The organism is Paenibacillus sp. JSM ZJ436 (genome assembly GCF_044383795.1).
GTDB lineage: Bacteria > Bacillota > Bacilli > Paenibacillales > Paenibacillaceae > Paenibacillus_AQ > Paenibacillus_AQ algicola.
The window spans coordinates 333763-358986 of sequence record NZ_JBISEO010000003.1; the positions used below are offsets into that span (position 1 = coordinate 333763).

Annotated in this window: 24 protein-coding genes; 12 read left to right on the top strand and 12 right to left on the bottom strand. The window is 50.6% G+C overall.

What is annotated here, in order from left to right:
• Window positions 1-63 precede the first annotated feature (63 nt).
• Window positions 64-1671 carry an extracellular solute-binding protein gene (locus ACH6EH_RS05670; protein WP_138226469.1) on the top strand — a complete coding sequence of 536 codons (1608 nt, stop codon included), beginning with the start codon at window positions 64-66 and terminating at the stop codon, window positions 1669-1671.
• Window positions 1672-1734: 63 nt separating this feature from the next.
• Here the strand turns inward: ACH6EH_RS05670 and ACH6EH_RS05675 are convergent, their stop codons facing one another.
• The 7 genes from ACH6EH_RS05675 to ACH6EH_RS05705 form a co-directional block, all read right to left on the bottom strand.
• Window positions 1735-2139, bottom strand: coding sequence for a DUF350 domain-containing protein (locus ACH6EH_RS05675; RefSeq protein ID WP_138226468.1), 405 nt, complete (start codon window positions 2137-2139; stop codon window positions 1735-1737).
• 36 nt (window positions 2140-2175) lie between these two features.
• On the bottom strand, window positions 2176-3534 hold the full coding sequence (locus tag ACH6EH_RS05680) for a glutathionylspermidine synthase family protein (RefSeq protein WP_397331483.1): 1359 nt from the start codon (window positions 3532-3534) through the stop codon (window positions 2176-2178).
• A gap of 5 nt (window positions 3535-3539) precedes the next feature.
• On the bottom strand, window positions 3540-3890 hold the full coding sequence (locus ACH6EH_RS05685; protein ID WP_397331484.1) for a hypothetical protein: 351 nt from the start codon (window positions 3888-3890) through the stop codon (window positions 3540-3542).
• Entirely contained in the window at window positions 3880-4272 is a 393-nt protein-coding gene (locus ACH6EH_RS05690; protein WP_397331485.1) for a hypothetical protein, read from the bottom strand. The genes ACH6EH_RS05685 and ACH6EH_RS05690 overlap by 11 nt, the downstream gene beginning before the upstream one ends.
• Window positions 4273-4388: 116 nt before the next feature.
• Window positions 4389-5417 (bottom strand): potassium channel family protein, encoded by a 1029-nt coding sequence (locus ACH6EH_RS05695; protein WP_397331486.1) that lies wholly within the window; start codon window positions 5415-5417, stop codon window positions 4389-4391.
• Between the two features lie 27 nt (window positions 5418-5444).
• Complete coding sequence (locus tag ACH6EH_RS05700) at window positions 5445-8453, bottom strand: EAL domain-containing protein (RefSeq protein ID WP_397331487.1); 3009 nt, start codon at window positions 8451-8453, stop codon at window positions 5445-5447.
• Between the two features lie 177 nt (window positions 8454-8630).
• The gene (locus ACH6EH_RS05705) at window positions 8631-9044 is read right to left on the bottom strand and encodes a hypothetical protein (protein ID WP_397331488.1); all 414 of its coding nucleotides are present in this window, start codon (window positions 9042-9044) and stop codon (window positions 8631-8633) included.
• A gap of 222 nt (window positions 9045-9266) precedes the next feature.
• Between ACH6EH_RS05705 and ACH6EH_RS05710 the strand changes: the two genes are divergently transcribed.
• Window positions 9267-9620 (top strand): DUF423 domain-containing protein, encoded by a 354-nt coding sequence (locus ACH6EH_RS05710; protein WP_397331552.1) that lies wholly within the window; start codon window positions 9267-9269, stop codon window positions 9618-9620.
• A gap of 60 nt (window positions 9621-9680) precedes the next feature.
• Here the strand turns inward: ACH6EH_RS05710 and ACH6EH_RS05715 are convergent, their stop codons facing one another.
• Window positions 9681-10292 (bottom strand): hypothetical protein, encoded by a 612-nt coding sequence (locus ACH6EH_RS05715; RefSeq protein ID WP_397331489.1) that lies wholly within the window; start codon window positions 10290-10292, stop codon window positions 9681-9683.
• A gap of 288 nt (window positions 10293-10580) precedes the next feature.
• Here ACH6EH_RS05715 and ACH6EH_RS05720 point away from each other — a divergent pair, with 288 nt between their 5' ends.
• On the top strand, window positions 10581-10883 hold the full coding sequence (locus ACH6EH_RS05720) for a YunC family protein (protein WP_138226462.1): 303 nt from the start codon (window positions 10581-10583) through the stop codon (window positions 10881-10883).
• Window positions 10884-10970: 87 nt separating this feature from the next.
• Here the strand turns inward: ACH6EH_RS05720 and mtnA are convergent, their stop codons facing one another.
• Both mtnA and mtnK read right to left on the bottom strand, forming a co-directional pair.
• Entirely contained in the window at window positions 10971-12059 is a 1089-nt protein-coding gene (mtnA, locus tag ACH6EH_RS05725; protein ID WP_397331490.1) for an S-methyl-5-thioribose-1-phosphate isomerase, read from the bottom strand.
• The gene (gene mtnK, locus ACH6EH_RS05730; RefSeq protein WP_138226460.1) at window positions 12056-13276 is read right to left on the bottom strand and encodes an S-methyl-5-thioribose kinase; all 1221 of its coding nucleotides are present in this window, start codon (window positions 13274-13276) and stop codon (window positions 12056-12058) included. The genes mtnA and mtnK overlap by 4 nt, the downstream gene beginning before the upstream one ends.
• 291 nt (window positions 13277-13567) lie before the next feature.
• Here mtnK and ACH6EH_RS05735 point away from each other — a divergent pair, with 291 nt between their 5' ends.
• From ACH6EH_RS05735 to ACH6EH_RS05765, 7 genes are all read left to right on the top strand, one after another.
• Window positions 13568-14044, top strand: coding sequence for a Dps family protein (locus tag ACH6EH_RS05735; RefSeq protein WP_138226459.1), 477 nt, complete (start codon window positions 13568-13570; stop codon window positions 14042-14044).
• A 363-nt stretch (window positions 14045-14407) separates the two neighbouring features.
• Window positions 14408-15190, top strand: coding sequence for a Fe-S cluster assembly ATPase SufC (gene sufC / locus ACH6EH_RS05740; RefSeq protein WP_138226458.1), 783 nt, complete (start codon window positions 14408-14410; stop codon window positions 15188-15190).
• Between the two features lie 23 nt (window positions 15191-15213).
• On the top strand, window positions 15214-16518 hold the full coding sequence (gene sufD, locus ACH6EH_RS05745) for a Fe-S cluster assembly protein SufD (RefSeq protein WP_397331491.1): 1305 nt from the start codon (window positions 15214-15216) through the stop codon (window positions 16516-16518).
• Window positions 16515-17735: a cysteine desulfurase gene (locus ACH6EH_RS05750; RefSeq protein WP_138226456.1), complete on the top strand. Its 1221-nt coding sequence runs from the start codon at window positions 16515-16517 to the stop codon at window positions 17733-17735. The genes sufD and ACH6EH_RS05750 overlap by 4 nt, the downstream gene beginning before the upstream one ends.
• Window positions 17725-18156: a Fe-S cluster assembly sulfur transfer protein SufU gene (gene sufU, locus ACH6EH_RS05755; protein WP_397331492.1), complete on the top strand. Its 432-nt coding sequence runs from the start codon at window positions 17725-17727 to the stop codon at window positions 18154-18156. The genes ACH6EH_RS05750 and sufU overlap by 11 nt, the downstream gene beginning before the upstream one ends.
• 22 nt (window positions 18157-18178) lie before the next feature.
• On the top strand, window positions 18179-19576 hold the full coding sequence (gene sufB / locus ACH6EH_RS05760) for a Fe-S cluster assembly protein SufB (protein ID WP_138226454.1): 1398 nt from the start codon (window positions 18179-18181) through the stop codon (window positions 19574-19576).
• Between the two features lie 276 nt (window positions 19577-19852).
• Window positions 19853-20491 (top strand): SMI1/KNR4 family protein, encoded by a 639-nt coding sequence (locus ACH6EH_RS05765; RefSeq protein WP_397331493.1) that lies wholly within the window; start codon window positions 19853-19855, stop codon window positions 20489-20491.
• Window positions 20492-20889: 398 nt separating this feature from the next.
• Here ACH6EH_RS05765 and ACH6EH_RS05770 read toward each other — a convergent pair whose 3' ends face one another.
• Both ACH6EH_RS05770 and ACH6EH_RS05775 read right to left on the bottom strand, forming a co-directional pair.
• Complete coding sequence (locus ACH6EH_RS05770; protein ID WP_397331494.1) at window positions 20890-21936, bottom strand: HD-GYP domain-containing protein; 1047 nt, start codon at window positions 21934-21936, stop codon at window positions 20890-20892.
• A 90-nt stretch (window positions 21937-22026) separates the two neighbouring features.
• Entirely contained in the window at window positions 22027-22773 is a 747-nt protein-coding gene (locus tag ACH6EH_RS05775) for a molybdenum cofactor biosynthesis protein MoaE (RefSeq protein WP_397331495.1), read from the bottom strand.
• 109 nt (window positions 22774-22882) lie between these two features.
• Between ACH6EH_RS05775 and ACH6EH_RS05780 the strand changes: the two genes are divergently transcribed.
• Both ACH6EH_RS05780 and ACH6EH_RS05785 read left to right on the top strand, forming a co-directional pair.
• Entirely contained in the window at window positions 22883-24316 is a 1434-nt protein-coding gene (locus ACH6EH_RS05780) for a bifunctional metallophosphatase/5'-nucleotidase (RefSeq protein ID WP_397331496.1), read from the top strand.
• A 69-nt stretch (window positions 24317-24385) separates the two neighbouring features.
• A complete protein-coding gene (locus ACH6EH_RS05785) occupies window positions 24386-25213 on the top strand; it encodes an undecaprenyl-diphosphate phosphatase (RefSeq protein WP_397331497.1) in 828 nt (275 codons plus the stop codon).
• Window positions 25214-25224 lie beyond the last annotated feature (11 nt).

Sequence of the window (25224 nt, forward strand, 5' to 3'; positions counted from 1 at the left end):
ATGAATGCTGTAATTCTCATCTTTTATGGAGATAAAAATATGTTAGCAAAGGGGAGATTTGTAATGAGAAAGCCAAAAACCTTTATGATGGCAGTAACCTTGGTAGTGTCGGTATTCCTTTCCGGCTGCAGTGAATCGAAACCGAAGGATGAAAGCGGCAGCAAAGATGCTTCTGCAGATGGAATCTCCTTTCAATTTGCGAGAATGGGCTATAACGATGTCAGACCGGCCTCCAAGGATCTGTGGATGTGGAAAAAATACGAGGAGATGACGGGCGTCCATATCGACTGGGAGGAAATTCCGGGAGCCAGTTTAGGAGAACGAAAAAACATCATCATGGCTTCCAATGATCTGCCGGATGCTTTTTACCAAATTGGCTTCTCCCATGGGGAGATTTCAAAGTACGGAAAGCAGGGCCTGTTCTTGCCGCTGGATGAGCTGATCGAGGAGCATGCCCCTAATCTGAGCAATCTATTCAAGACCGATCCTAGTATCAAGCAGGCGTTAACGATGCCGGATGGACGTATTTATTCATTGCCGTATGTGGATGAATCTATTCCGTATTCGTCGCTGCGGCTATACATCAACGAGAAATGGCTGGATCAATTGGGGCTGTCCGTGCCCAAGACTACAGAGGAGCTCTATACCACGCTGAAGGCATTTAAAGAACAGGATGCTAACGGGAATGGAGATCCGAACGATGAGCACGGCTGGTATATGCCTGCCGGAAGCGTCGGATGGACACTGGAAAGACAGCTTTACGGAAGCTTTGGCATGGGGAACGGCGGTTTGAAAGCATCCGAGAATTGGATCTACAAGGACTCAGACGGTCAATTAAAGCTCATATTCAATGATGAGAAATTCCGTGACGTCTGGAAATATCTGAACCGCCTGTACGCTGAAGAGCTGCTTCATCCTGAAACATTTACAGGGGTTGAGTATGCCCAATGGGTGGCAGATGGCGCGAAAGATCTGGTAGGCGGCTTCTCGTGGGTTGTTCCCGACTATATTGGCGACAAGGTGCGAGATCATTACTCCGGTATTAACGCATTGGAAGGTCCAGGCGGCGATAAAGTGATGAACTGGCTTGATCATCCGGTCCGCGGAATGTCCTCCTTTATCATTACAAATGTGAATAAGCATCCGGAAGAGACGATCAAATGGGTCGATTACTTCTATGGGGAAGAGGGCTCCACATTCGGTACGCTCGGCCTGGAGGGAGAAACCTACACGATGGTGGATGGCAAGCCGCAGTATATTGACGAGATTCGTAACTATGAAGGAGGTATGCAGCTGGGAGCATTTCAGTATGTGGACAACGTCTACGGTGGCTTTTATCCATATCTTGAACCGCCGGTAGAATTGCGAACCGCTGTAAAAGGAACGACCGTGGATCAGGAAATCAATGCGGATCTTGCGGAGCTCGAGAAGTTCAAGCCTGAAGAGATCTGGCCGAACTTCGCGCCAACCGATGCCGAAACCTCGGAGATTGATCCGATTATGACCGACATTAATAGTTATATTGAAGAGATGCGCGTCAAGTTCATTACAGGCACCTTGAGTCTGGATGCAGATTGGGACAACTATGTGAAAACACTGGACCAAATGGGTGCGCAGCGTTACCTGGAAATAAAGCGAGCTCAGTATGAGCGATACCAGGCGACGAATTAACCTCAAGTAATACGAAACCCTGATCCTCCTTCTACCTAGGATCAGGGTCTGTATTGTTCAGTCCTACATTAAAAAAGTGCCGATCACAATAGACACACCGATAATAATAGAGCGCAGGAGGGTTGCGAGAGCGGTATTGCCCTTCTCGATTTCTTCACACACTTTGAAACTCGGCGTAATCCAGTCAAAGATCAGATAGACCAGGCAGAGCACAGCAATACCGACAACTGACCAGATGATCATCTGCAGCCAGTCATGTGAGCTGTAGGACACCATCGCGACGATGATGCACAGACCCAGCAGCTTGCCGCCCATATAGATGCCGGCTGCCTGATTCCCTGCTGCAATCTGCTTGCGGTCGTCAAAGCGTGTCAGGGTGCTGAATACGAAATAGCCCGCTGCAAGCACGATCAGGATAATGCACAGCCCGATGAGCACGTTCAAGCCATCTAGTAAAAAATGATCCAAGTGATAACCTCCTCTTCCATAAAATCATTGTATGTGTTAAGTCGGGTGAATCGCAGCAGGACAGTAATAAGCACCGTCTCCAGTAATCTTGTCACCGATGCGGGATAATAATCCTCCGAAGGTGCCGGAGATGATGAACACACCCGTTAACAAATAACCAGTGTAGCTTCCCGACTCTGTTTCTACAGAGGCAGCAGGCATACTCCAGTACTGCTGATAGATCTTGGGCTGATTCTCGTAATAAGCCAGCACTTCAGAAGCTTCTGATTCCTCGGTTTCCTCTTCCTCCAGCGCCGTCTTGACATTTCTGCCGGCGTAAGTGAGAGGCTGCTGTCGGTCCTCGTAAGACATAATCGCGGTGCCTTTGCCTTCCCGTCCCCAATAGCTCTTGGCGACATAATCGGTCCCGGATTGCAAGAAGGGCTGGGGCGTGAAGTAGCAGGGGAGACAATAGGCTTCAATCGCGGCAAGCTCCTGATCGGTGAAAAGCGTAAATCCGCAATATTCCGCGGTCTGTGAATTTCGTTCATACAGGGACCACACCGTAGCCAGAAAGCCCTTGCTCTGTAGGACAAGATGAGGTGCGGCATTCAGCATACAGAGCTTGTTCTGCTGCACCAGGCGGAGCAAAGCTTCTCCAACAGGAACCCCGTTATCTTCATCGCGGTCATGCACAAGATATTCTAATGGATACAGGCGATACCACATTTCAATGCGCTGTCCCTTATGAAACAAGCCGTGATCCGGGATAATTTCCAGCTCCTCAAGAGGGGCATAAAGCACGGGAATGCCGGCCCCTTCCAGCAAGCTCATCAAATACAGCGTATTGTGCCGGTCCTCCTCATGCCAGTCATAGCAGCTAAACGCTACAGGACCTTGAAAGCCAGCATGAATACCATGTGTCGCAAAGGCACACAGCTCTTCTTTCAGCAGCTGCGCAAGGTGCTCAGAGGGACCCTTGAAATCGGTAAAATGGTGCAGTACATGTCTCTCCAGGAAAGCTGATTCCGGAATCCCGGTAGGCGTATCTGCATTCATCTCAATCAGCTTCGGTCCTGCTTCTCCCAGGATCCAGTCCTGCCGAGTAATTCCGTTTGTTGGCGCAGGCTGTCTGGCCAATGGCAGGACAGCAGGCGGGATGCCGAATTGTTCGATGAAATAGTGATCCGGTAAATATTGCTGGGCAAACGAAAGTGCTTTGCGAAAGATCTGGTCCATGATCTGAGAGGCCTCCGTAAGAACCTCTATTTCTTCAGGGCTATATATAGCGACAGAAGGAAGGCAGTAGGCTTTACCGTACATCCGGTGATAAGGGACCGTGTCAGAGGAAGCGTAGCCATAGACCTCTTGCTGGGATGCAGGCAGTGGAAAGATGTGGCGCCCGGTATTCGTCAATGGAGCTACCCTCCTGAACGGACGCCGCTGGAGCCTCCGCTGCCAAAGCCTTTGGAGCTGCCAGAGGAGCGAATAGCATCGCTCTGCGTACGCGTCAGCGGTTTGCCTGAGCCGTAATAGACTCCGGAGCCGCCATTATAGTAGTAATAGCCGCCAGAGGAGTCATATTCGCAGTATTCCAGATTGGGATCACAGTCATCGTAGGAAGTGGACTGTCCGCAGCCGCTTAAAGAGGCCGGGACGGTCAGCATCAACGCAAATGCAGCCAGCCGTGCTTTAGATCCGGGAGTTGTCTGACGGATCTGAGATTCAGCCGAAGGCTGTGGCAGATCAGAGCGATGCTTCTTATTGTTCATAGCTTTCTGCCTCCTTCATGAACAGCAGCACCACGTCCTTACGCGGAACATAGATGCTGTACAGTATTTCATACGTCAAGCCGCCGAATACCAGATCATGATTTAAGAGACTTGCGGCGGCATCCTTATGAAATGTCGGCGTGGGAAATCGAGCCTGGGGTTCCTGAAAGGCCTCTCCGTCCCAGATGAAGTAGGATAGGCGCCCTGAAGAGAAGTGGGTCCCCCGATGAAGAAAGAGGGTCAGGCTGTCTTCAATGGAAGAGCCGTACTCTTCCAGTGTGGCTTCGCTGTATGGCACTACATAGATAAGCTCACCCTCCCGGTCGTCCTGTTCATGGGATAAATGCACGAAGAGCTTGTCCTCCAGCATGGTGCTGTCCACCAGCTTCCGGATAAACAGCTCATCCTGTGATATAGAGCCTGTATGAAGTGCTTCCCATGCCTCAGCCGACTTCTCCTCATTCCAATGTATATACTTGATTACATAATAAATAACAGCTACCTTCCTTTCTTCGGCGGACTGAGAAGCTCATAAGTAGGGGGATCACAGATGACAAAGAGCTTCGGATCGGGACCGATGGGTTCATCCAGCTTGCGGTTAATGCTTAAATCCCCGCCGTTTGCAACTAGCGTCGCACCCTGAGCAAGCAGAGCATTGAACGCATCTCTGTACGTGGTCCATTCCGGTCGGCACGCTACCGGGAACAGGTCATCTCCGAAGCTGCGGCTGAGCAGCTGTGTATAGATTTCGGTGCTGCCTTCATGCAGTGCGGAGCGCACGGCAAGGCGGGACACCGCATCATGGGAAAGGACGAAATCGTTCACGTTGGCATGCCTGAAGCTATGGATATGCTTCTCCAGCATAATCTCCACCGTGGTATGCACGGCAGGAGCGAGCCGTTCAATGCTTGCCGCAATGAGCAGGGATTTGCCGTCCGTCAGGGCCGCATCATCAATTCGGACATCGCCGAACACAATGGCCGAGCGGGCCGAGGTAATACCTGCCTGGTTGAGCGTGTGCTCCGACGAAGGATCTCCACTCACAAAATGGATCCGGGGATGCTCCAGCGGCGTTCTCGCAATGTCATCAATGAGAACAATATCGCCTCCGTCCGGGTAGCTGAGCAGCTCGTCAACGGCGGCCTGCGCTTTTTTGTTCCAATGAATAATAATGATGTGCTTCTGTCCAGGGTAGTCCACTTTACCGGTCATTCTCCTTTCCTTGGCGACGATAAATAAATCAATAATTTTGCCGATGACAAGCGTGATCAAGCCAATGCCGAATAAGTACAGAAACATGGCAAATATTTTGCCCGGTACGGTGGCAGGGTAATAATCGCCGTAACCGACCGTGGTCAGCGTCGTCATAACATACCAGAGGGCATTGAAATAATGTTCAAACGTTGTCGGCTCCAGCAGCAGCATAATCCAGGAGCAGATTCCGATAAAGAAGCTGGCAAAAATCATAATAAAAGAGGTCGGCAGCCGAAACAGCTGGTGCGAAAGCCGCCTCAGGAGCAGGATCAATGGAGATCACCATCCTTTTGCAGATGCTTATTCTTCATGCTTCAAGGGCGAGGAGCCCATCTCTGTCAGGAATGCAGCCAGGTCGTTCAGAGGCACCGGCTTGCTGAAGAAATATCCCTGCACAAGCACGCATGTCTTCTCCCGTACGATTTGGAACTGCTCTGCGGTTTCTACACCTTCCGCGCAGCATTCCAGCTTGAGGCCCCGGGCGAGACTGAGTATAGTTTCAAAAATAGCCAGGTTCGCCGGGCTTAACGTCATATCCTGCACAAACGCCCGGTCAATCTTGATCATGTGCAGCGGCAGGGACTTAACCAGAGACAGAGAAGAATTTCCCGTCCCGAAATCGTCCAGGGCAATCTGCACGCCAAGCCGGATCAGTGCGTTAAGCTGGCGGATGCTCAGCTCCAAATTGCGGATCGCTACACTCTCTGTAATTTCCAAGCAGAGGAGCTGCGGCGGAAGCCCTGTCTCATTCAGAATGCGTTCCACCTGGCTCACAAAATGCATGTTCGTAAACTGGTCAGCGCTAATATTGACCGAGACAATCATCGGCTCGTAGCCTTCATCCAGGAGCAGCTTGTTATCTAGACAAGCCTTTGTAAGCACCCATTCACTGATCGGCAGAATGAGTCCTGTTTCCTCAGCGAGCGGAATGAATTTCATCGGAGAAATCATGCCGAGCTGCGGAGAGAACCAGCGGATCAGCGCCTCCATACCTACGATTTTGTCACTTTCCGTATCGTATTGGGGCTGATAATAAAGCTGGAATTCGCCATTGTCCAGCGCACTCCGCAGATGGTTCTCCAAGGTCAGCCGCTCCAGCGAGACGGTGCTCATCCGGGGATGGTAGGTTTGCAGCTGGTTTTTGCCATTCTCCTTGGCGTGATACATCGCAAGATCCGCATTCTTGATCAGCGTTTCCTGATCTCGGCCGTGCTCCGGGTAGAGGCTGATACCGATGGAGGGCGTAACAAATACGAAATGTCCGTCAATCTGGTATTGGGCATTCATAGAGCGGACAATTCCGTCCGCCAGCTCCACGGCCTGCTCCTCATACTCCAGCTGTCCAGTCAGAATAATAAACTCATCCCCGCCTAGCCGGGCCACCACATCGCCGGGATGAATATTGTCCTGCAGCTGCTTGGCTACCTGCTGCAATAGCTTATCTCCGACGGAGTGGCCCAGGCTGTCATTAATATTCTTGAAGCGGTCGAGGTCCAGCAGCATAACAGCAAAGCGTCCCCCGGCCAGAGCATGCTCTGTAATCTGCTCCGAGATATGCCTGCGATTTGGCAGATCCGTAAGCGCATCATGATAGGCTAGGTAGCGGATTCGCTCCTCGGAGCGTTTGCGCTCCGTAATATCAACAATGGAGCCAATCATTCCAACGGCGGAGCCGAACGGATCACGTACGGCTTCTCCGGCTGCTGAGACCCAGGCGTATTTGCCATCTGCTTTACGAAGCCGCAGGTCAATCTGAAAAGGCACATGCTGCCGCAGATGCAGCCGCACAGCTTTGAACAGTGCCTGCTGATCATCCTGATGAACACGCTCAAAAAACTCCCGGCGATGCATGCGAATACCGGTATCCCCCAAAATGCGGAGGATTTTCTTGTTCCAGCTTAACATATTACTCTTCAGGTCCCACTCAAAAATGCCATCATTCGTGATCGAGGTTACGATCTCGATGCGCTTCTCCCGCTCCTTCGCTTCCTCGTACATCGCTTCACGTTCCAGTGTATAAGCGACCAGATCCAGACTGTGAGTCATTGTATCTGCCTTGTAATTGCTCGTCCGGTTTTTGTCATCAATGCGGCCGATCAGCAGCATATATCCCCATTCCCTGCCCTCTGTGCGGATTGAATGAACCGACAGCGCTTCCCCTTTTTCAATGAATGCATGTATTTCGGCAGGAGGGAAGAGGCCTTCATCAAAGACATCTCCGGTCTTCAAGGTACAGCCGTTCTTCTTCTTGGAGTAAATACTGTCAATCATGAGCGTGCGGGTGCCATTCCACAGAGCGAGACAGGCCCAAGTGTAGTCAGTAAATGTGAGCCAGGACAAGTCCCGGATTTTACTGCCGTCCGTTTTGACCATTTCATGGGCAATGTGGTGGTTGCGCTGGATAACCTTGGACAAATAATCAATGGTCACCTGAGCGTTCTTGGGAGGGCTTTCTACACTTGGCACATCAGCCTGCACAGGAGTGCAGCCGCAGGATTGCCGAATGACGAGCGTTGTGGCCTCGCGGTAGAGCTGGGTTACCTGCGGTTTCCCTTCCTGGATTTCGCGAAGCAGCAGCTCGGCCATATGCAATCCCCGCCCAAACAGCGGCTGCTCTACGGTCGTTAGTGCATGCTGCCGTGCAATATCCATATTGTCGAAGCCGATGACGGCAATTTGCTCCGGGACAGACAGGCCCCATTCCTCAAAAGAGTCCAGCAGACCGATGGCGAGTGTATCTGTAAAAGCTGCTACAGCAGTGAAGGGAAAGCCAAGCTCCATCATACGCTGTGCGGCCGCTGCACCGTCCGCTTCCCATACGTCATTCATATCAAAAACAAGGTCTCTGTCTATAGGGATGTGATGGTCGTGCAGCGCTTTCAAATATCCCTCATATCGCAGCAGGCATTCCGGGTTACGGCTCGTGTACACACAGGCAATCCGTCGATGTCCATGCTGCAGAAGATGAAGCGTGGCATCATAGCCCCCTTGTTCATTATCAATGGAGAAAATGCCGGCTTGACGAAAGCCGCCTTGATAAGGGCTGCACAGAATAGGCTTGCCGGAATCCTCAAGCCGCTGGATATATTGCGGATCACTTACGGCATTTAACAGCACAAGCCAGCCGTCAATCTCGTCCATGCCTAGAAACCGCTGATAGGTGACTCTCGACATTTGAGCATCCATGGTTTGAAAGAGAATCAGGCGCGCTCCGTGCGCTTCAGCAGCATGATGAATCCCCTGTATAATTCCATTGAAGTAAAAGCCGTCGAGCAGGGGGGTCAATACCCCGAGGGTTTGTTGTTTCATATCATTGCACCAGCCTAGTAGTTATATATGTGATAGCCGTTTTATACTATTCGATTTACCATATCCTGCTTCCTGCCTAGGACTACACAATTTCCATGACCATAACTCAAAAAAAGAACCCGCACCCCCCGCTTGGCGGCACAAGTTCTTCGGATTTAAAAGCGTAAGGTAAACCATTTATCCATTCAGTACGAAAACAAACATACTGAGAATGGTGAACAATACAACGCCATTAATAATGGAGCCGACTACGGCAATAGCTCGTTTGCTGTTCTTGTTCATGCTGCCGATGATGCCAAGAATCAAGCCAGCAAGATTTAGCACCACAATAACAATAAATACGGCGGCGAGGACAGACATCTTCTCCAAGGCTTCCTGCGGAGGGACAATCGTGCCATCCGGCGTCAAATAAGGCTCAATCATGGATGTGCCCAGCGAGGCAAGAATGATATAGCCCAGCATGGTTATCACAGCAATTGATAATGAGAATATACCTGATTTCGAGGTTTTACGATCCTCAGGTGGAATAAAAATATGCGGTTTGGCCTTGGTAGAGGCGTCCGCTTGCTTCGGCTTGGATGGGTTGGACATGATACCAGCTTCTCTCCTTTATGGACCATTCTCTATCTAAGATTTCATATTTTGTGGTTGAAATCAAGTGCTGGCTTGTCTAGATACATGAAATCGTGGCTCCTTGGCTTTGAAAACATGTTCGTGATCCGTTAAACTAAGAATTTAGAAGGATTACGATGAACAGAGGAGTGGATCGGGTTGCAGTGGGCTGGAAAATGGGTTGCCTGGGGCGCGGTAATCATGGCGCTTTCCGTTGGAATTGGCGCATTCGGAGCGCATATGCTGGAGGATGTGATCAGCAGCGATGCGCTGACGGTGTATGAGACCGGAGTGCAATATCATATGATTCATGGGCTGGCTGTCATTCTCGCCGGCATTTGCGGAGGCTGGCTTGGGGAATCCAAGAAATTACGTTTAGCTGGCTTGTTGTTTATAGCGGGGGTTATTATTTTCTCCGGAAGCTTGTATGTATTGGCGTTAAGCGGCGAGAAATGGCTCGGCGCCATTACTCCGATCGGTGGAGTATCCTTTATCGCTGGCTGGCTCTTGCTTGCCGCAGGAGCGCTGGAAGGAGCTAGAAAAGGCTTTCGTTAGTGAAACTATAAAGCGGCTGTCCTCGTAGAGGGACAGCCGCTTTATAGTTTCAGGACGGGATTACCCGGCCTGGAACTCATCAATTTCATTGACGTTGAATGTGTACACCTGCTTCTCATCTACATGATAAACCGTGACCAGCTGCTTGCTCTCATCAAAGTTCAAGATACGGCAGGGCAGGCTGAATTGCTTCCCCTGGCGGTTCGTTGTCATTCTAACCAGGCGGTTGTCCTTTGCATAATCGGTAATCCACTTATAGGGATTGGAATCCACAGCGGCTGATGCTCCCTTGGGATCCCCTTTAGGAGGCTGAACGGGCTTAGACAAGGGCGCGGCTTCCGACTGAACGACAGCCGGAGCGGGTGAGACCGGACGCTCGACAGCCTCGGATGGCTTAGGGACCACTGCTGCTTTAAGCTCCGAGCCGGATACAGCGGCTTCAGCAGCCTTGCCATGGGCTTTAGAGATGAAGGCCTTCTTCTTGCTCTGGAGGAGCTGGTCAATAATTTCACCGAGCTCGATGCCTGATTTGATACGGAAATCGATAATTTGCTCATCCTGGTTCAGGGTCTGCAGCAGCTGCTGCAGAGCAAAAGCGTTGGAGGGGCTTTTGACCAGAATATCGACATTGAATAAGAACCCTGTGTCATCGTGTGGGGGAGGTTTCTTCATAAGTTTATCATTCACCAGCTTTCAAGATGATCCTGCATAACATGTACTTTACGAAAAGATATATACCCGCTGGCTGCAAGATACAAACTGCATTCAAAAGCCGTGCCGAGGCAAATCTAATATTTCGTTTCTATAGAATACTATATCATAACTGACTTAATTTCATAGTCTTATTGTCATAAATCGTCAGGTAAAAATACATAAACGCTCTATCCCACACAATGACGTTTGCACCACTTGATATGAGTCTGAATACACATGTAATAGACGTTTTGGGAGGTGAGAAGGATGGTGACGTTACTTCCTGTACAGATCGAAGGGCATATTGTAATGGCAGTAGAGGTGAAGCTGCCGAAGACGAATCTGGTCGCTTTATATACGGACCGGGGCTACATTATGTGTGGTGCTCTCGATGTCGGCCTGCTGAACGAGAAGCTTGCCGAGCGTGAAATTTTGGCAGGCAGAGCTGTAGGGGTAAGATCTGTCAGTGACCTGCTGGAAGCGCCGCTGGAGTCCGTGACGATCGAAGCGGAGAAGCAAGGCATTTACGCCGGAATGAAGGGCAGAGATGCGCTCCTGCGTATGATTTAAGGCAGCTGCAGAGACATTTGGCCAAACAAAAACAGGTGCTCTCTTAGAAGGACCAAGCTTCCAGGAGCACCTGTCTGTATAAGTAGCCTAATCGTTATCGGCAAACAAATCCTTGAGGCTCTCGTCGTAAGGAGCTTGAACGATTCCCTTCTCGGTAATGATTGCCGTTACATATTCATTTGGCGTTACATCAAAGGCCGGGTTGAATACCTTAACACCTTGAGGTGCAGTGCGCTTGCCGAAGCCTTCCGTAATTTCTTCGGCTGCACGTTCCTCAATCGGAATATCCTGGCCTGTTGGCGTGCTGAGGTCAATCGTGGACAACGGTGAGGCTACGTAAAATGGAATGCCGTGAGCCTTGGCCAGAACAGCCACACCATAGGTTCCAATCTTGTTCGCAACGTCTCCGTTGGCCGCAATGCGGTCAGTACCCACGATGACGGCCTGAACCCATCCCTTGGACATGACCATGGCTGCCATGTTGTCCGCAAGAAGGGTTACATCGATCCCGGCTTGCTGCAGCTCGAATGCGGTCAGGCGTGCTCCCTGCAGCACAGGACGGGTTTCATCGGCAAATACCTTGAAAGAAATCCCGTTCTCATGAGCCAGGTACATCGGCGCGAGAGCCGTGCCGTATTTGGCGGTTGCAAGTCCGCCGGCATTACAGTGAGTCAGAATTCCCATACCGTCCTGAATGAGCGGCAATGCATGTTCCCCGATCCGGCGGCATACCTCTTCATCCTCCGCACGAATGGCATCGGCCTCTGCCAGCAGCTGCTCGTTCAGCGCTGCAATGGAGGAGGCGGTGTTGGCCAGCTGCCCGGCCTTCTCCTTCATCCGGTCCAAAGCCCAGAATAAATTGACGGCGGTAGGGCGGGAGGTTGCAAGGTAAGCACATGCCTTGCGGGTGACCTCCAGCCACTCTACCGGCAATGCCCCTGAATAGGCACGGGCGGCAAGCACAACACCATACGCGGCCGCGATGCCAATCGCCGGAGCGCCGCGTACCTTCATGGAGTGAATGCCTTCCCAGACCTCCTCCGCTGTATATAATTTCAGAAATACAATTTCCTCAGGCAAAAGGCGCTGGTCCAGCATCAGCAGGTGATCGCCGCCCCATGACAGGGAGCTTAGCGGTGATGATGCATTGAAGTCTTGATCTGTGCCTGTACTCATATGGACACCTCAATCTCGTTAATGGCTTGGGTAATGACTTCCATAAAATGCTCTATGCTTGATACGCTGCGGTTGTGGCGGACCAAAGCCTTGCCTATAGCCAGGGCCTTACGCTGTGCAGCTTCGCGCAATGCATCATCTGGGATACCGTCAATGTCGGCAACATGAGACAAGCCAACAATGCGGCGAATCATCTTGCAGCCCGCAAAGCCGGCCGTGTCTTTAAGAATTTGTGAAATATAATGATCCTGATAGCCCGGCGTACGTGCCATCTCATCCTGCAGGTCTCTGTTCCACAATGCCCGGAATCGGGATTCGAACTCGTTCCAGACGGCAGGGACCATGTCCAAGAGACGCTGCTCACGCTGGGCCAGCTCCTCCGTCTTGCTCCAGCCCGGCTGGGCAGCATAATTGAGCAGCAGGTTGGCCAGCACAGCACCGATATCAAACCCCATAGGTCCGTAGTAAGCGAATTCCGGATCAATGACCATCGTAGATTCAGGGGTTACGAAAATACTTCCCGTATGCAAATCGCCATGCAGCAGCGCCTGTGAACGGGTCAGGAACTTGTCCCGCAGCAGCGCAACCTCAAAATGAAGCGGAAGGTCGCTGCGAAGCGCAGCGGCTTCATCAGCGATAGCCTCAGCATAATTGTTGTTTGGAGAATCCCGGTACGGGTCCTCGAAGATCAGGTCCTCGGTAATTTTGCACAGATCCGGGTTCACAAATTGGCCGGCAAGCACCTTCTTCTCCTGCTGATTCATTCCAAGATCGGAGGTGTAGAACAGTGTGTTCGCAATAAATTCTCCGATGTGTTCCGCGAAGTTGGGATAGACCCCGCCTTCAATCAGGCCTTTTCTCATAATCGTGTAGCTGCTTAGATCCTCCATGACGGTATAGGCCATTTCGTCACAGTAAGCATATACCTCCGGAACGAGGCTTGGGCAATATTGATGCTGAATCTGCAGTGCCTGACGCTCAATGCGGGCACGGTCGAGAGACAGCGGCCATGATTCCCCGACAACCTTTGCATAAGGAACCGCTTGTTTGATAATGATACTTTTGTCAGATGAAGTATCTGTAACGTGGAACACAAGATTTAAATTTCCGTCTCCGATTTCACGGCAGGACAGGTCGGCACCTTCTGAGAAATGCCCCGGGATGGTTCGGGCCAGCTCGATGGCCTCTTGGACAGAAAGCGGATGATATGTGGACATGATGCCACCTCCATATATATTGAAAGGATTAAACCAACCATCTTAGTAGGTAAAGCAAGTATACCTTTAAATGATCACTTTTTGTACCCTTTTTTGTCACCGGGCAAAAAGGTCTGCAGTCGTGATTCGCACAGCGGCACGTAGGGTAAACTAGGACTAGACCCCGGAAGCGGGGGAGCCGTGAGGTAAAGTTATGTCAGGCCAGAGTGCAGCCAGGCTTGAGCCATAACTGCTGCATTAAGGTATGCAATCATGTGAGATACTATATTTTTGTAAAGGAAGGGATTAACCATGGGTAAAGCACAATCCAGTAAATCAACTCCAAAAACACAAAATAAAGGCGTAGAGCAAATGCTCAACCAGCAGGTAGCAAACCTGAATGTTCTGTATGTGAAGATTCACAACTATCACTGGTATGTGACAGGGGAGCAATTCTTCTCCCTCCACGTAAAATTTGAGGAGCTATATAATGAAGTAACCTTAAAAATGGACGAGATTGCGGAGCGCCTGCTCGCGATCAAGGGCCGTCCGCTGGCGACCATGAGAGAATATCTGGATGCCGCCACCGTGCAGGAAGCATCCGGTAATGAGGATACACGCGGTATGGTACAGCAGCTGGTTGAAGATATGGCTACGCTGTGTGAAGAATTCCAGGAAGGAATTGAAATGGCCGAAGAGGCAGAGGATGCGCCGACCGCAGATATGCTGACCGGATTCAAGGCCGACTTCGAGAAGCATATGTGGATGCTCCGCTCTTTCTTGGGCTAAGTCCACTCAGGCTGAAAGGATCTGATAGGAAATGCCGTTCTGTACCGCTTTCGGTGAAGCCGACGATGCAGGATGCTGCAGCAGAACCAACAGCCAATAAATGCAAATTTATGATCAACAGGCTTGGCCGGAAATCTACGGCCAAGCCTGTTTTGCTAAAGCCTGAGAGGGCGGGATCGGTCTTCTTTCCCAGGAGGCTTGGTTGAAAAGAGTGACGATTTATTATAAAATGGCTTGAGAATCAGTGAGAATCAGTTTAGAATAATTATAAACAAGTAAAGATTCTTAGTTTTCCGATGGTATCAGGAGAATGCTCCTGTGATCATAGGTTTCACTATAACATATAGTCGGAGGGAATATCTTATGTCCACGAAGTTCGTCATCGAAGGCTTGAAAGCTACAATTGAAGGTAAGGAAATTCTGAAAGGAATTAATCTTGAAATGAACGGCGGCGAGGTACACGCCATTATGGGTCCGAACGGAACAGGTAAAAGTACACTGGCATCCGCATTGATGGGTCACCCGAAATATGAAGTAACCGACGGAAGCGTAACTCTCAATGGTGAGGATCTGCTGGATATGGAAGTGGATGAGCGCGCTTTGGCAGGCTTGTTCCTGGCTATGCAGTACCCGAGTGAGATTGCGGGCGTTACGAATTCGGACTTTCTGCGCAGTGCCATTAATGCACGCCGCGGTGAAGGCAACGAGATTTCATTGATCAAGTTCATTCGTCAAATGGAAGGCAAGATGAAGGAGCTTGAAATGAATCCTGAATTCGCCCACCGTTACCTGAACGAAGGCTTCTCCGGCGGTGAGAAGAAGCGGAACGAAATTTTGCAAATGATGCTGCTGGATCCGAAGATTGTTGTTCTGGACGAAATTGACTCCGGTCTTGACATTGACGCTCTGCGGATCGTAGCGAACGGTGTGAACGCGATGAAATCAGAAGAGCGCGGCTTCCTTATTATTACCCACTATCAGCGCCTGTTGAATTACATCACTCCGGATTATGTGCACGTGATGATGCAGGGCCGTATTGTGAAGTCCGGCGGACCTGAGCTTGCACAGCGTCTGGAAGCAGAAGGCTATGACTGGATCAAGGAAGAACTGGGTATTACCGATGAAACTGTAGGTCAAGAAGCGTAATTGACGAGAGGAGAGAAGATCATATGACTACACAAACAACTCTTCCGGTCAACGTTGAGGCCTTAAAGGCTGTGTCTCAAAGCAAGCAGGAGCCGGCATGGGTAACAGAAGGCCGCCTGTCCGCGCTGGAGCTGGCCGGCAGCCTGCCGTTGCCAAAGCTGGAGAAGCAGCGCATTGACCGTTGGAATATTCAAGCGTATGGAGAGTATAAGCCTGCTCAGGAGCTGACATCCTTGGATGAGCTTCCGGAGCATGCTGCCAAGCTGGTGGAGGGCTCCCGGGAGGGAGGACTTATTATCCAGCGCAACAGCGGCACCGTGTACACCAAGCTGTCGGATGAGCTGAGGTCGCAAGGCGTAATTTTTACGGATTTGGAAACCGCGTGCTCCGAGCATGAGGAACTGGTGAAGCCTTACCTGCACCAGGCCATCAAGGCTGATGAGCATGCGATGGCTGCACTTCATGCGGCAACCTGGAACGGCGGAGTGTTCCTTTACGTTCCGAAGAATGTAGAGGTTGAGCTTCCATTGCAGGCCGTACTGCTGACCGATGACGCGGGTGCCCTGTTTGCTCCTCACATTCTGATTGTTGCTGAAGCCAACAGCCGGGTGACTTACGTCGATAACTATGTAGACAGCGGACTTGAAGGCCATGTGACGCACAATGGCGCTGTAGAAATCTTCGTGAAGAACGGCGCTAAGGTTCGTTTTGCATCCGTGCATCAGCTGTCGACAGACATCACAGACGTTACTTATCGCCGTGCAGTGGTAGATAATGACGCATCTATGGAGTGGATTGTCGGCGAAATGAATGACGGCGATACCGCCAGCGACACGATGAGCATTCTTAAGGGCTCGGGATCACTGTCTGATGCGAAGGTCATCGCGGTGGGCTCCGGCTCGCAGAAGATCAACTACACCACACAAGCCCGTCACTTTGGCAAAAGCTCGGCGAGCCAGATGATTACCCGTGCTGTGATGCGTGAAGAAGCACAGGCCATTATCAACGGCATTACCAAGATCGAGAAGGGTGCGACGAAGGCGGACGGCCAGCAGACAGAGCGCGTACTGATGCTGAGCCCGAAATCCCGCGGGGATGCGAACCCGATTCTGCTGATCGATGAGGACGATGTAACTGCAGGCCATGCGGCTTCCGTAGGACAGGTGAATGCAGAGCAGATTTACTACCTGATGTCCCGCGGTATTTCCAGAACCATGGCGGAGTCCCTTATCATCTACGGGTTCCTGGCACCGGTAGTCAGCGAGATTCCTCTGGAAGGTCTGCGTGATCAGCTTCAGAGTCTCGTTGAAAGGAAGCTGGGACAATGAACGCGTCCATCCGCGAGCAGTTCCCCATTTTGAATCAGGAGATCAACGGACATCCGCTGGTTTATCTGGACAGTGCGGCGACTTCGCAGAAGCCCCGCGCTGTGATTGATGCGGTCAAGCATTACTATGAATGGGAAAACGCCAACGTGCACCGCGGCGTACACACGCTCGGAAGCCGTGCTACGGACGCCTATGAAGGCGCCCGGGAGAAGCTCGCCCGTTTCATTAATGCGAAGAGCACCGAGGAGATTATTTTTACAAGAGGGACGACGACAGCGATCAATCTGGTTGCTTCATCATATGCCCGCTCGGTGTGCGGTCCGGGGGACGAAATTGTTCTGACGGAAATGGAACATCACAGTAATCTGATTCCGTGGCAGCAGGCAGCGATTGCTGTGGGTGCCACGCTGAAATATATCCCGCTGCAGCCGGATGGCACCATTACACTGGAAGATGTGGAGAAGACGGTGACCCCTAACACAAAGGTAGTCGCTATCGGCTACGTCTCCAATGTGATGGGTGTGGTGCATCCGGTGAAGGAAATTGCAGAAATTGCTCACCGCAACGGAGCTGTGATCTCGGTTGACGGAGCGCAGAGCACCCCTCATATGAAGATTGACGTTCAGGATCTGGACTGTGACTTCTATGCCCTGTCAGGCCACAAGATGTGTGCGCCTACAGGCATTGGTGCCCTGTATGGCAAGAAGGCGCTGCTGGAGCAAATGGAGCCGATTGAGTTCGGCGGGGAAATGATCAACGATGTCGGTCTGTATGAGTCCAACTGGAAGGACCTCCCTTGGAAATTTGAAGGGGGAACCCCGATCATTGCCGGCGCTGTCGGTCTAGGGGCCGCCATTGATTTTCTGCAGGACGTTGGCATGGATGAGATTGAACGCCATGAGAGCAGGCTTGCGGCTTATGCGATGAACCGGCTGGCAGAGCTTGACGGCTTTAAGCTGTACGGCCCTGCCGTCCGCGAGGTGGGACTCATCACCTTCAATCTGGGGGATGTCCATCCGCATGATGTGGCTACGGTGCTGGACGCTCAGGGCGTTGCAATCCGCGCAGGCCATCATTGCTGTCAGCCGCTGATGCGCTGGCTTAAGGTATCTTCTACTGCACGAGCGAGCTTTTATCTGTATAATACAGAAGAGGACGTCGACCGGTTGATCAGCGCCTTAATCCAGACAAAGGAGTATTTTGGCGATGCAACTTGATGATTTGTATAGACGTGTCATAATGGACCACTATAAGAATCCCCGTAACCAAGGAATGTTTGAAGACGGCCATGTTACGATTAGTCTGAACAATCCGACCTGCGGCGACCGAATCTCTCTTCAGCTGAAGGTGGAGGACGGTGTAGTCCAGGATGCGAAGTACACGGGAGAGGGCTGCTCCATCAGCATCTCCTCGGCATCCATGATGACTGAAGCTGTCAAGGGAAAGAGTGTTCAGGAGGCTGAGGAGCTGGCTGGCAGATTTTCGTCCCTCATGAAGGGGGAAACGGTGGAATTCGACGAGTATGAGGATATCGAGGCCCTATCCGGTGTCAATAAGTTCCCTGCCCGCATCAAATGTGCAACCCTGGCCTGGAACGCACTTCGTAAAGGTATTGAAGGCAAGGAAGAAAAGTCCTAAACATGATAGGGAGGTAACACAAATGGCAAAAAAAGCTCCTGAAATGGAAGAATATAAATATGGTTTCCGCGACGAGCATAAAGCTATTTTTCAAACCGGTAAAGGCTTGACGCGTGAAATTGTTACTGAAATTTCCAAGATCAAGAATGAACCTCAGTGGATGCTGGATTTCCGCTTGAAATCTCTGGAGCAGTTCGAGAAGATGGACACTCCGAAATGGGGCGGAGATCTAGAGGATCTGGATTTCAATGATATTCAGTACTATGTAAGACCTTCAGAGAAGCAAGGCAAGACCTGGGAAGAGGTTCCTGCTGAAATCAAGGAAACCTTTGATAAGCTTGGAATTCCGGAAGCAGAGCAGAAGTTCCTTGCGGGCGTATCTGCACAGTATGAATCCGAGGTTGTGTATCATAACATGCAGAAGGACCTGGAAGACCAAGGCGTTATCTTCACAGATACCGACACGGCGCTGAGAGAGCATCCTGAAATTTTCAAGGAATACTTCTCTACAGTGGTTCCTCCTTCGGACAACAAGTTTGCGGCACTGAACAGTGCTGTATGGTCCGGCGGAAGCTTCATCTACGTTCCTAAAGGCGTGAAGTGTGAAATTCCGCTGCAGGCATATTTCCGCATTAACTCCGAGAACATGGGGCAGTTCGAACGGACGCTCATCATTGCAGATGAAGACAGCTTCGTGCACTATGTCGAGGGCTGTACGGCTCCAATCTACAGCACGAATTCCCTGCACAGCGCAGTCGTTGAAATTATTTGTAAAAAGAACGCTCGCGTTCGCTACACTACCATCCAGAACTGGGCACCGAACATTTATAATCTGGTGACCAAGCGCGCGGTGGCAGAAGAAAATGCAACCATGGAATGGGTGGATGGCAACATCGGCTCCAAGCTGACGATGAAATACCCTGCCGTTGTTCTGAAGGGCCGCGGCGCTAAAGGGATGGTTCTGTCCATCGCTGTAGCGGGTAAAGGCCAGCACCAGGATGCCGGCGCGAAGATGATCCATCTGGCTCCGGATACGACGTCCACAATTGTATCCAAGTCCATCAGTAAGCATGGCGGTAAAGTAACCTACCGCGGTCTCGCTTCCTTCGGACGTAATGCTGAAGGCGCCAAGGCGAACATCAAATGCGATACTCTTATTCTGGATAACGAATCCACATCGGATACAATTCCTTATAATGAGATCAAGAACGATAACGTGACGCTGGAGCATGAAGCGACCGTTTCCAAGGTATCTGAGGATCAGCTGTTTTATCTGATGAGCCGCGGCTTGAGTGAAGCGGAAGCGACACAGATGATCGTTATGGGCTTCATCGAGCCGTTCACGAAAGAGCTGCCGATGGAGTATGCGGTGGAGATGAACCGACTGATCAAGTTCGAAATGGAAGGTTCAATCGGTTAAGCCTTATTCACTAAGGATTCCATACTCCTAAATGTAGGTTTGTCCGTTATTTGTCCGTTTACTTTACGTATTGTTCATATAGAGTGAGCGCATGATCTTCAATTTTATCTGTAACATGTAAATACGTGTCCGCTGTGACTTTCACGCTTGCGTGCCCAAGTCGCTCGGACACGTATTTTATATTTGCACCATCTTTAAGCAAATGAACCACATTCGTTCTGAGTCATCTGCCGTCATGTTGGTGAAACACTATATTATTTTCGGCAGCCTTGTAGTTTGCATAACGCAGAATTACTTCTTTTTGATTCAAACGATGTTTTTGGTGGATTAATTATTGATTGGGGTGTAAAGGGATTGGAGAATGCAAACATTGAAAAACTAATCGCATCATTAAAAAAAGAGCAAGCAAATTCTAAAAAGGGTACCCTAAAGCTTTTAATTCCAGGTGATAACGAACCATGGGCTGTTTGTGTTTGGAATCAGGGTACAAACGAAAGTTATCTTTTGGGCATTCAAGAAGAACATGGTTGGTATTTTCCTGATGACTATCAAAGTTTTCTGCGCGTATCAGATGGATGTTTAATGTTTACACATCCTCATTATGGCGGAGGGATTGATTTACTTAATCTACAGAGAATTATAAATATCCATGATGAAATGGAACAAATCCCTTCTCACTGGTACCCTATAGCTTGGACTGATTATATAGCAGGTGCGATATGTATTGATTCTGAGAGGTGTAGAAACAATATCTTCCCCTATATTTTTTTTCTTGATGCGATGAAAGAAATCAGCGAAGCTATTCCAATTCATTGTGATTTTAAAACTTGGTTCGGAAGATTAATTCTATGTCAGGGATCTGAGTTTTGGTTGTGGGAATATCACGACAAAATTAATTTTAGAAATGAAAATTAAAATAATAATGATTCATCAATAGTCGCCCAATAAATGGGAGACTTTTTGTCGTACACCTGCCACCTACATATGAGAGGTGAATTTCATGACGCTAAAATAATCAAGTTCGAAATGGAAGGTTCCATCGGTTAAAGCTTATTCACATGTTAATACGTGTCTGATGCGACTGATCACGCTTGCGTGTCCCAGTTGCATCAGACACGTTTTTTTTATCTCATACCACACAGACATCGCTATATTCATACATCCCATTGATTTTAGCCTCTCCTAATCTGTCTTTAAGGGTTCTTTAAGATTTCGGCGTTATAATAAAGCTACCTCTAACATATAAGGAACCCCCTTTGATCCAGGATCAAAGGGGGTTCGTGCGTATAGGGGAGGCTTCGCCCCTACACGAGTCATAGTTTAATATCTTTAATGGCATCCTCGGAGCTCTTGGACAGATCGATAAATCCAGCCGAGGTTTGGACCAGTGGTCGGAAATAATCAGACGGATTGGTCATGACAATCGTGCCCGATTGGCCTGATGCCAAGGTGACCTTCTTGCCGATGAAATTCGGCAGCATATGCTTGATGAATGCGTGAACCGGCTTGCCGTTCAGCTGTCCAAAGCTCATCCGATACAGCTCCTGCAGCACGTGCAGCAGTTGGCGCTTGGATTGATACACACGGGTACTGGACATGGCGCTGTATACGTCTGCTACAGCCGCGATGTGAGAATACGGATGGATCTGATGAGACTGGAGCGCCTGCGGATAGCCCCGGCCATCATCTCGTTCATGATGCTGCAGGGCAACCAGGGCTGTCAGCTCATCATCCATGGATTCACGGATAATTTCGTAGCCGTATGTAGTATGACGTTTGACCTCATCGAATTCCTCAGCAGTGAGCTTTCCAGGCTTGTTCAGAATCTCCTTAGGAATGCGGCACTTCCCGACATCGTGCAGGTAACCGGCTTTGCCAATCTCGTACGCTTCGTCTTTGGAATAGCCCATCCAGGTTGATAAATAGTAGGAGAGCACGCCCACCTGCATCGAATGCCGGGTCGTATAATCATCCTCTTGATTCAGCATCAGCAGCAGAGAGACCACGTCCTTCTGCTTCATCAAGGAATCAACCACCGGCTGAAATGCATCATCGACGACATCTTCGTCAAATTTACCGTGCTTCAGGGCATTCATAAAAATAGAAGAAATGGCTTCGATTGCTTGATCGAATTGAGGCTTGATCCGGTATAGGCTATCCGGCATCTCTTCCGGAGTGCTGGCGTGCAAATGAAGCTCCCGAGCTTGAATTTCAATGTAATCAATACTATGCTGCAGCAGTTTGGAAATTTCCTCAAGCTGAAGGACCGTACCCTGTTGCATAACATGAACGCCATGTGGATTGAACGCATCCTTTGTTATTGTATCACCGGGCTGCAGGTCGGTAACATGTATTCTCAAAGCGCCGCACCTTCTTACTGTTAAGATATGGATATGTAAAACCTAAGTAATATCTTAGCAAGAAAATATTGGATTATCAATGCCGAAACGCTAGTTTTTGTCGAATGTTGCAGCCCATGGACCGGTTTGAACGCCTTTCCACTCCGAGCCGTCCTCCCAGATCTCTTTCTTCCAGATGGGAACGGTCCGTTTCAGCTCTTCAATGGCATAGCGGCTGGCATCATAGCAAGAATCCCGGTGGGGGGCTGAAACGGCGATGACCACACTGATCTCCCCGACATCAACCGTGCCAATTCGGTGGGAGATGGCGCAGCGGGCTCCCGGCCACTGTTCTTGAATCTGTTGGACAATCTTCTGCATTTCGGCAAGTGCCATCGGCACATAGGCTTCATACTCCAGCGTCACGGTCTTCATCTCTCCGGTCATTTCGCGGGTGGTCCCGACAAAAGACAGGGAGGCACCATGATTCCTGTGCTGTACTTTAGCCAAGGTCTCATCAGGCTGAAGAGTCTGGCCGCTGATCATGCAAAGTCCATCTGCAGACACTGTCGGTGTAGCTTGAGCCCCAGAATCGCCGCCCAGCCCGTCACCTCCGGAAACCGGAGGAATAAGTGCAACCTCATCGCCCGGCAGAATCAGGTGCTCATCGCCTGCATACTCCTGGTTTACCGCGGTCAGGGAAACGGAGATCAAGGAAGCCGCTTTCGGATAGCTTTTCATAAGCTGTTCTTTCAGTGCCTTGGTGGCGAGAGGCAGCTGGTCTTGCGGGAAGTGGACCGAGGATTGGCCAATGGATTCGGCCAGCCCGGCAAATAGCAATATTTGAATGGTATCCATAGAATTTCACCTCGAATTGTTATGGGCTTCAATATACCATAATCCCGCCTAAAATGTTATGCTTAAAAGACCGGAAAGTGTAACGAAACAGACAAGGGAGGGCCGCGGATTGGGTGAGATGTCAGCTGAGAAATTGATCATATTGCATACGAATGATATTCACAGCCATTTTGAGAGAATGAGCGGGAACGCGGCCGTTATTTCCCGGGAAAGAAAAGCTGCCGGATCCCGGTCAGCGGTACTGGTGCTTGATATCGGTGATCATATGGACCGGGCTGCCATAGAGACGGAAGGCACGATGGGCCAGGCCAATGTAGATGTTCTGAATCTGACCGGCTATGATGCCATTACGATCGGGAACAATGAAGGCCTGACGGTCCCCCTTGAAGCGCTGGAGGCGGCCTATGCAGGACTGCATTGTCCGGTCGTATGCTGCAACATTAAGGAGGCTGTCACCGGCCGGCCGCCAGCGTGGATGAGGGAGCAGGTTATATTGGAACGTGCCGGAATCTCCATCGGGATTACAGCGGCAACAGCGGCTTATGACAGCTTTTACAAGCTGCTGGGCTGGATTGCGGAGGATCCGGAGGAAGCGTTGAAGCATCAGGTACAGCTGCTGCGCAGCCAGGTGGATGTGGTGATCGTCATGTCGCATTTAGGCATTACAGCCGATTCCTTGCTGGCCGAGAAGATTTCTGGCATTGATCTCATCCTGGGAGGACATACCCATCATTTGCTGGAGCAGCCGCTTGTCATTGCGGATACCGTCGTTTGCGGCGCAGGAAAGTTCGGAGATTATGTCGGCAAGGTTGTATTCAGCCGAGGTCAGGACAGTTGCCTTCAATTTGACCATGGAGAAGTCATTGCCGTTCCGGACCGGGAGCTGCATGCGGAGGTCGAGGGCGCCATCCTGCAGCATCGGGACTCCGCCGCCGTGAAATTGAGCGAGGCTGCGGCAGTTACCGATCAAGCTCTTCCATTGGATTATGGGGCGGAGTCTCCCTTTGCCAATCTCCTGGCTCAGGCTGTAGCTCATTACACCAACACGGAGCTGGCTATTGTAAATGCCGGGCAGCTGCTGGGCCCTCTGCCAGAGGGAGAAATTACGACCGGGATGCTTCATGCCCTTTGTCCTTCGCCGATCAACCCATGCGTGGTCACGTTGAAGGGACAGCATATTCTGGAGGCGCTGGAGCAGAGTCTGCTGCCAGAGTTTCAGGAGCGGGGGATTAAGGGCTACGGCTTCCGAGGCAATGTACTCGGCGTGCTTGCACTGTCAGGCATGGTGGTCACCTGTGATATGAGGCGTCCGGCCGGATCGCGTATTACGGAGGCTTCTGTACAAGGAGAGCCGCTGGAGCGGGAGAAGGAGTACCGGGTAGGCACGCTCGATATGTTCACCTTCAAGGTGGGCTATGAGTCGCTATCCCACGGTAAGCAGATTGAATACCTGTTGCCCGAATTTCTAAGAGACCTGCTGCGCCTGGAGCTATCCCGTCCCGGTGCCCTTGAAGAAAGCTTCTATTCCCGCTGGATCACATGACATTCGACTAACCTGCTTGGGCCAAGCATACATATGTATGGACAACGCCACTAAGCAGGAGGGATAATCATGGATATACTGGCAGCAATCATTCTGGGCATTGTGGAAGGACTCACGGAGTTCATCCCGGTGTCGTCTACAGGACATATGATTTTAACCGCGAAAATGATGGGCTACGATGACCAGACCCCGCTCATGAAAACGTTCGAGGTCGTGATTCAGCTGGGAGCGATCCTGGCTATGGCAATTGTATATTGGCAGCGAATACTGAGCCTGCTCGGATTTATCGACAGCAAGCCGTTGGGCAAGCAGGATACAAAGGCCTCACGGCTGACGCTTATGCATGTGCTGCTCGGAATCGCCCCGGCACTGCTGGTCGCTTATGTGGCCAAGGATCATATCAAGAGTCTGTTCAGCGCAGATATTGTACTGTTCTCCTTGGTAGCCGGGGGCATATTCATGATCCTCGCGGAGCGGTTTAACCGCAGCAAAGCGGTGATTACGGCCCAGGAGCTGGACGAAATTACGCTGAAGCAGGCCTTTCTGATCGGTCTGTATCAGGTAATTTCCGTGATGTGGCCCGGCTTCTCAAGATCCGGAGCCACCATTTCAGGAGGGATGCTTAGCGGAGTCAGCTACAAGGCGTCAGCGGATTTCTCCTTTCTGATCGCCATCCCGATCATGTGCGCGGCAGCCGGCTATGAGCTGCTGGATTCCTACCGCTATTTTACAGCAGATGTTATGGGCGTATTTGCGGCTGGCTTCATCGTATCTTTTGTCGTGGCCTATTTGGTCATCCTGGCATTTATGAAATATATTCAACGAGTCAGACTTACTCATTTCGCCATCTATCGGTTCATTCTGGCCGCACTGTTCTGGATGTTTATCATGCAGTGAGAGGCCGCATT

What these genes read in the sequence shown, in the direction of transcription:
- sufU (WP_397331492.1), top strand. Translation starts at nt 17,725, where the DNA reads ATGCAACTTGATGATTTGTATAGACGTGTCATAATGGACCACTATAAG.
- ACH6EH_RS05710 (WP_397331552.1), top strand. Translation starts at nt 9,267, where the DNA reads ATGGCGCTTTCCGTTGGAATTGGCGCATTCGGAGCGCATATGCTGGAG.
- ACH6EH_RS05750 (WP_138226456.1), top strand. Translation starts at nt 16,515, where the DNA reads ATGAACGCGTCCATCCGCGAGCAGTTCCCCATTTTGAATCAGGAGATC.
- sufD (WP_397331491.1), top strand. Translation starts at nt 15,214, where the DNA reads ATGACTACACAAACAACTCTTCCGGTCAACGTTGAGGCCTTAAAGGCT.
- ACH6EH_RS05735 (WP_138226459.1), top strand. Translation starts at nt 13,568, where the DNA reads ATGGGTAAAGCACAATCCAGTAAATCAACTCCAAAAACACAAAATAAA.
- ACH6EH_RS05700 (WP_397331487.1), bottom strand. Translation starts at nt 8,453, where the DNA reads ATGAAACAACAAACCCTCGGGGTATTGACCCCCCTGCTCGACGGCTTT.
- ACH6EH_RS05720 (WP_138226462.1), top strand. Translation starts at nt 10,581, where the DNA reads ATGGTGACGTTACTTCCTGTACAGATCGAAGGGCATATTGTAATGGCA.
- ACH6EH_RS05715 (WP_397331489.1), bottom strand. Translation starts at nt 10,292, where the DNA reads ATGAAGAAACCTCCCCCACACGATGACACAGGGTTCTTATTCAATGTC.
- sufB (WP_138226454.1), top strand. Translation starts at nt 18,179, where the DNA reads ATGGCAAAAAAAGCTCCTGAAATGGAAGAATATAAATATGGTTTCCGC.
- mtnA (WP_397331490.1), bottom strand. Translation starts at nt 12,059, where the DNA reads ATGAGTACAGGCACAGATCAAGACTTCAATGCATCATCACCGCTAAGC.
- ACH6EH_RS05775 (WP_397331495.1), bottom strand. Translation starts at nt 22,773, where the DNA reads ATGGATACCATTCAAATATTGCTATTTGCCGGGCTGGCCGAATCCATT.
- ACH6EH_RS05785 (WP_397331497.1), top strand. Translation starts at nt 24,386, where the DNA reads ATGGATATACTGGCAGCAATCATTCTGGGCATTGTGGAAGGACTCACG.
- mtnK (WP_138226460.1), bottom strand. Translation starts at nt 13,276, where the DNA reads ATGTCCACATATCATCCGCTTTCTGTCCAAGAGGCCATCGAGCTGGCC.
- sufC (WP_138226458.1), top strand. Translation starts at nt 14,408, where the DNA reads ATGTCCACGAAGTTCGTCATCGAAGGCTTGAAAGCTACAATTGAAGGT.
- ACH6EH_RS05705 (WP_397331488.1), bottom strand. Translation starts at nt 9,044, where the DNA reads ATGTCCAACCCATCCAAGCCGAAGCAAGCGGACGCCTCTACCAAGGCC.
- ACH6EH_RS05685 (WP_397331484.1), bottom strand. Translation starts at nt 3,890, where the DNA reads ATGAACAATAAGAAGCATCGCTCTGATCTGCCACAGCCTTCGGCTGAA.
- ACH6EH_RS05670 (WP_138226469.1), top strand. Translation starts at nt 64, where the DNA reads ATGAGAAAGCCAAAAACCTTTATGATGGCAGTAACCTTGGTAGTGTCG.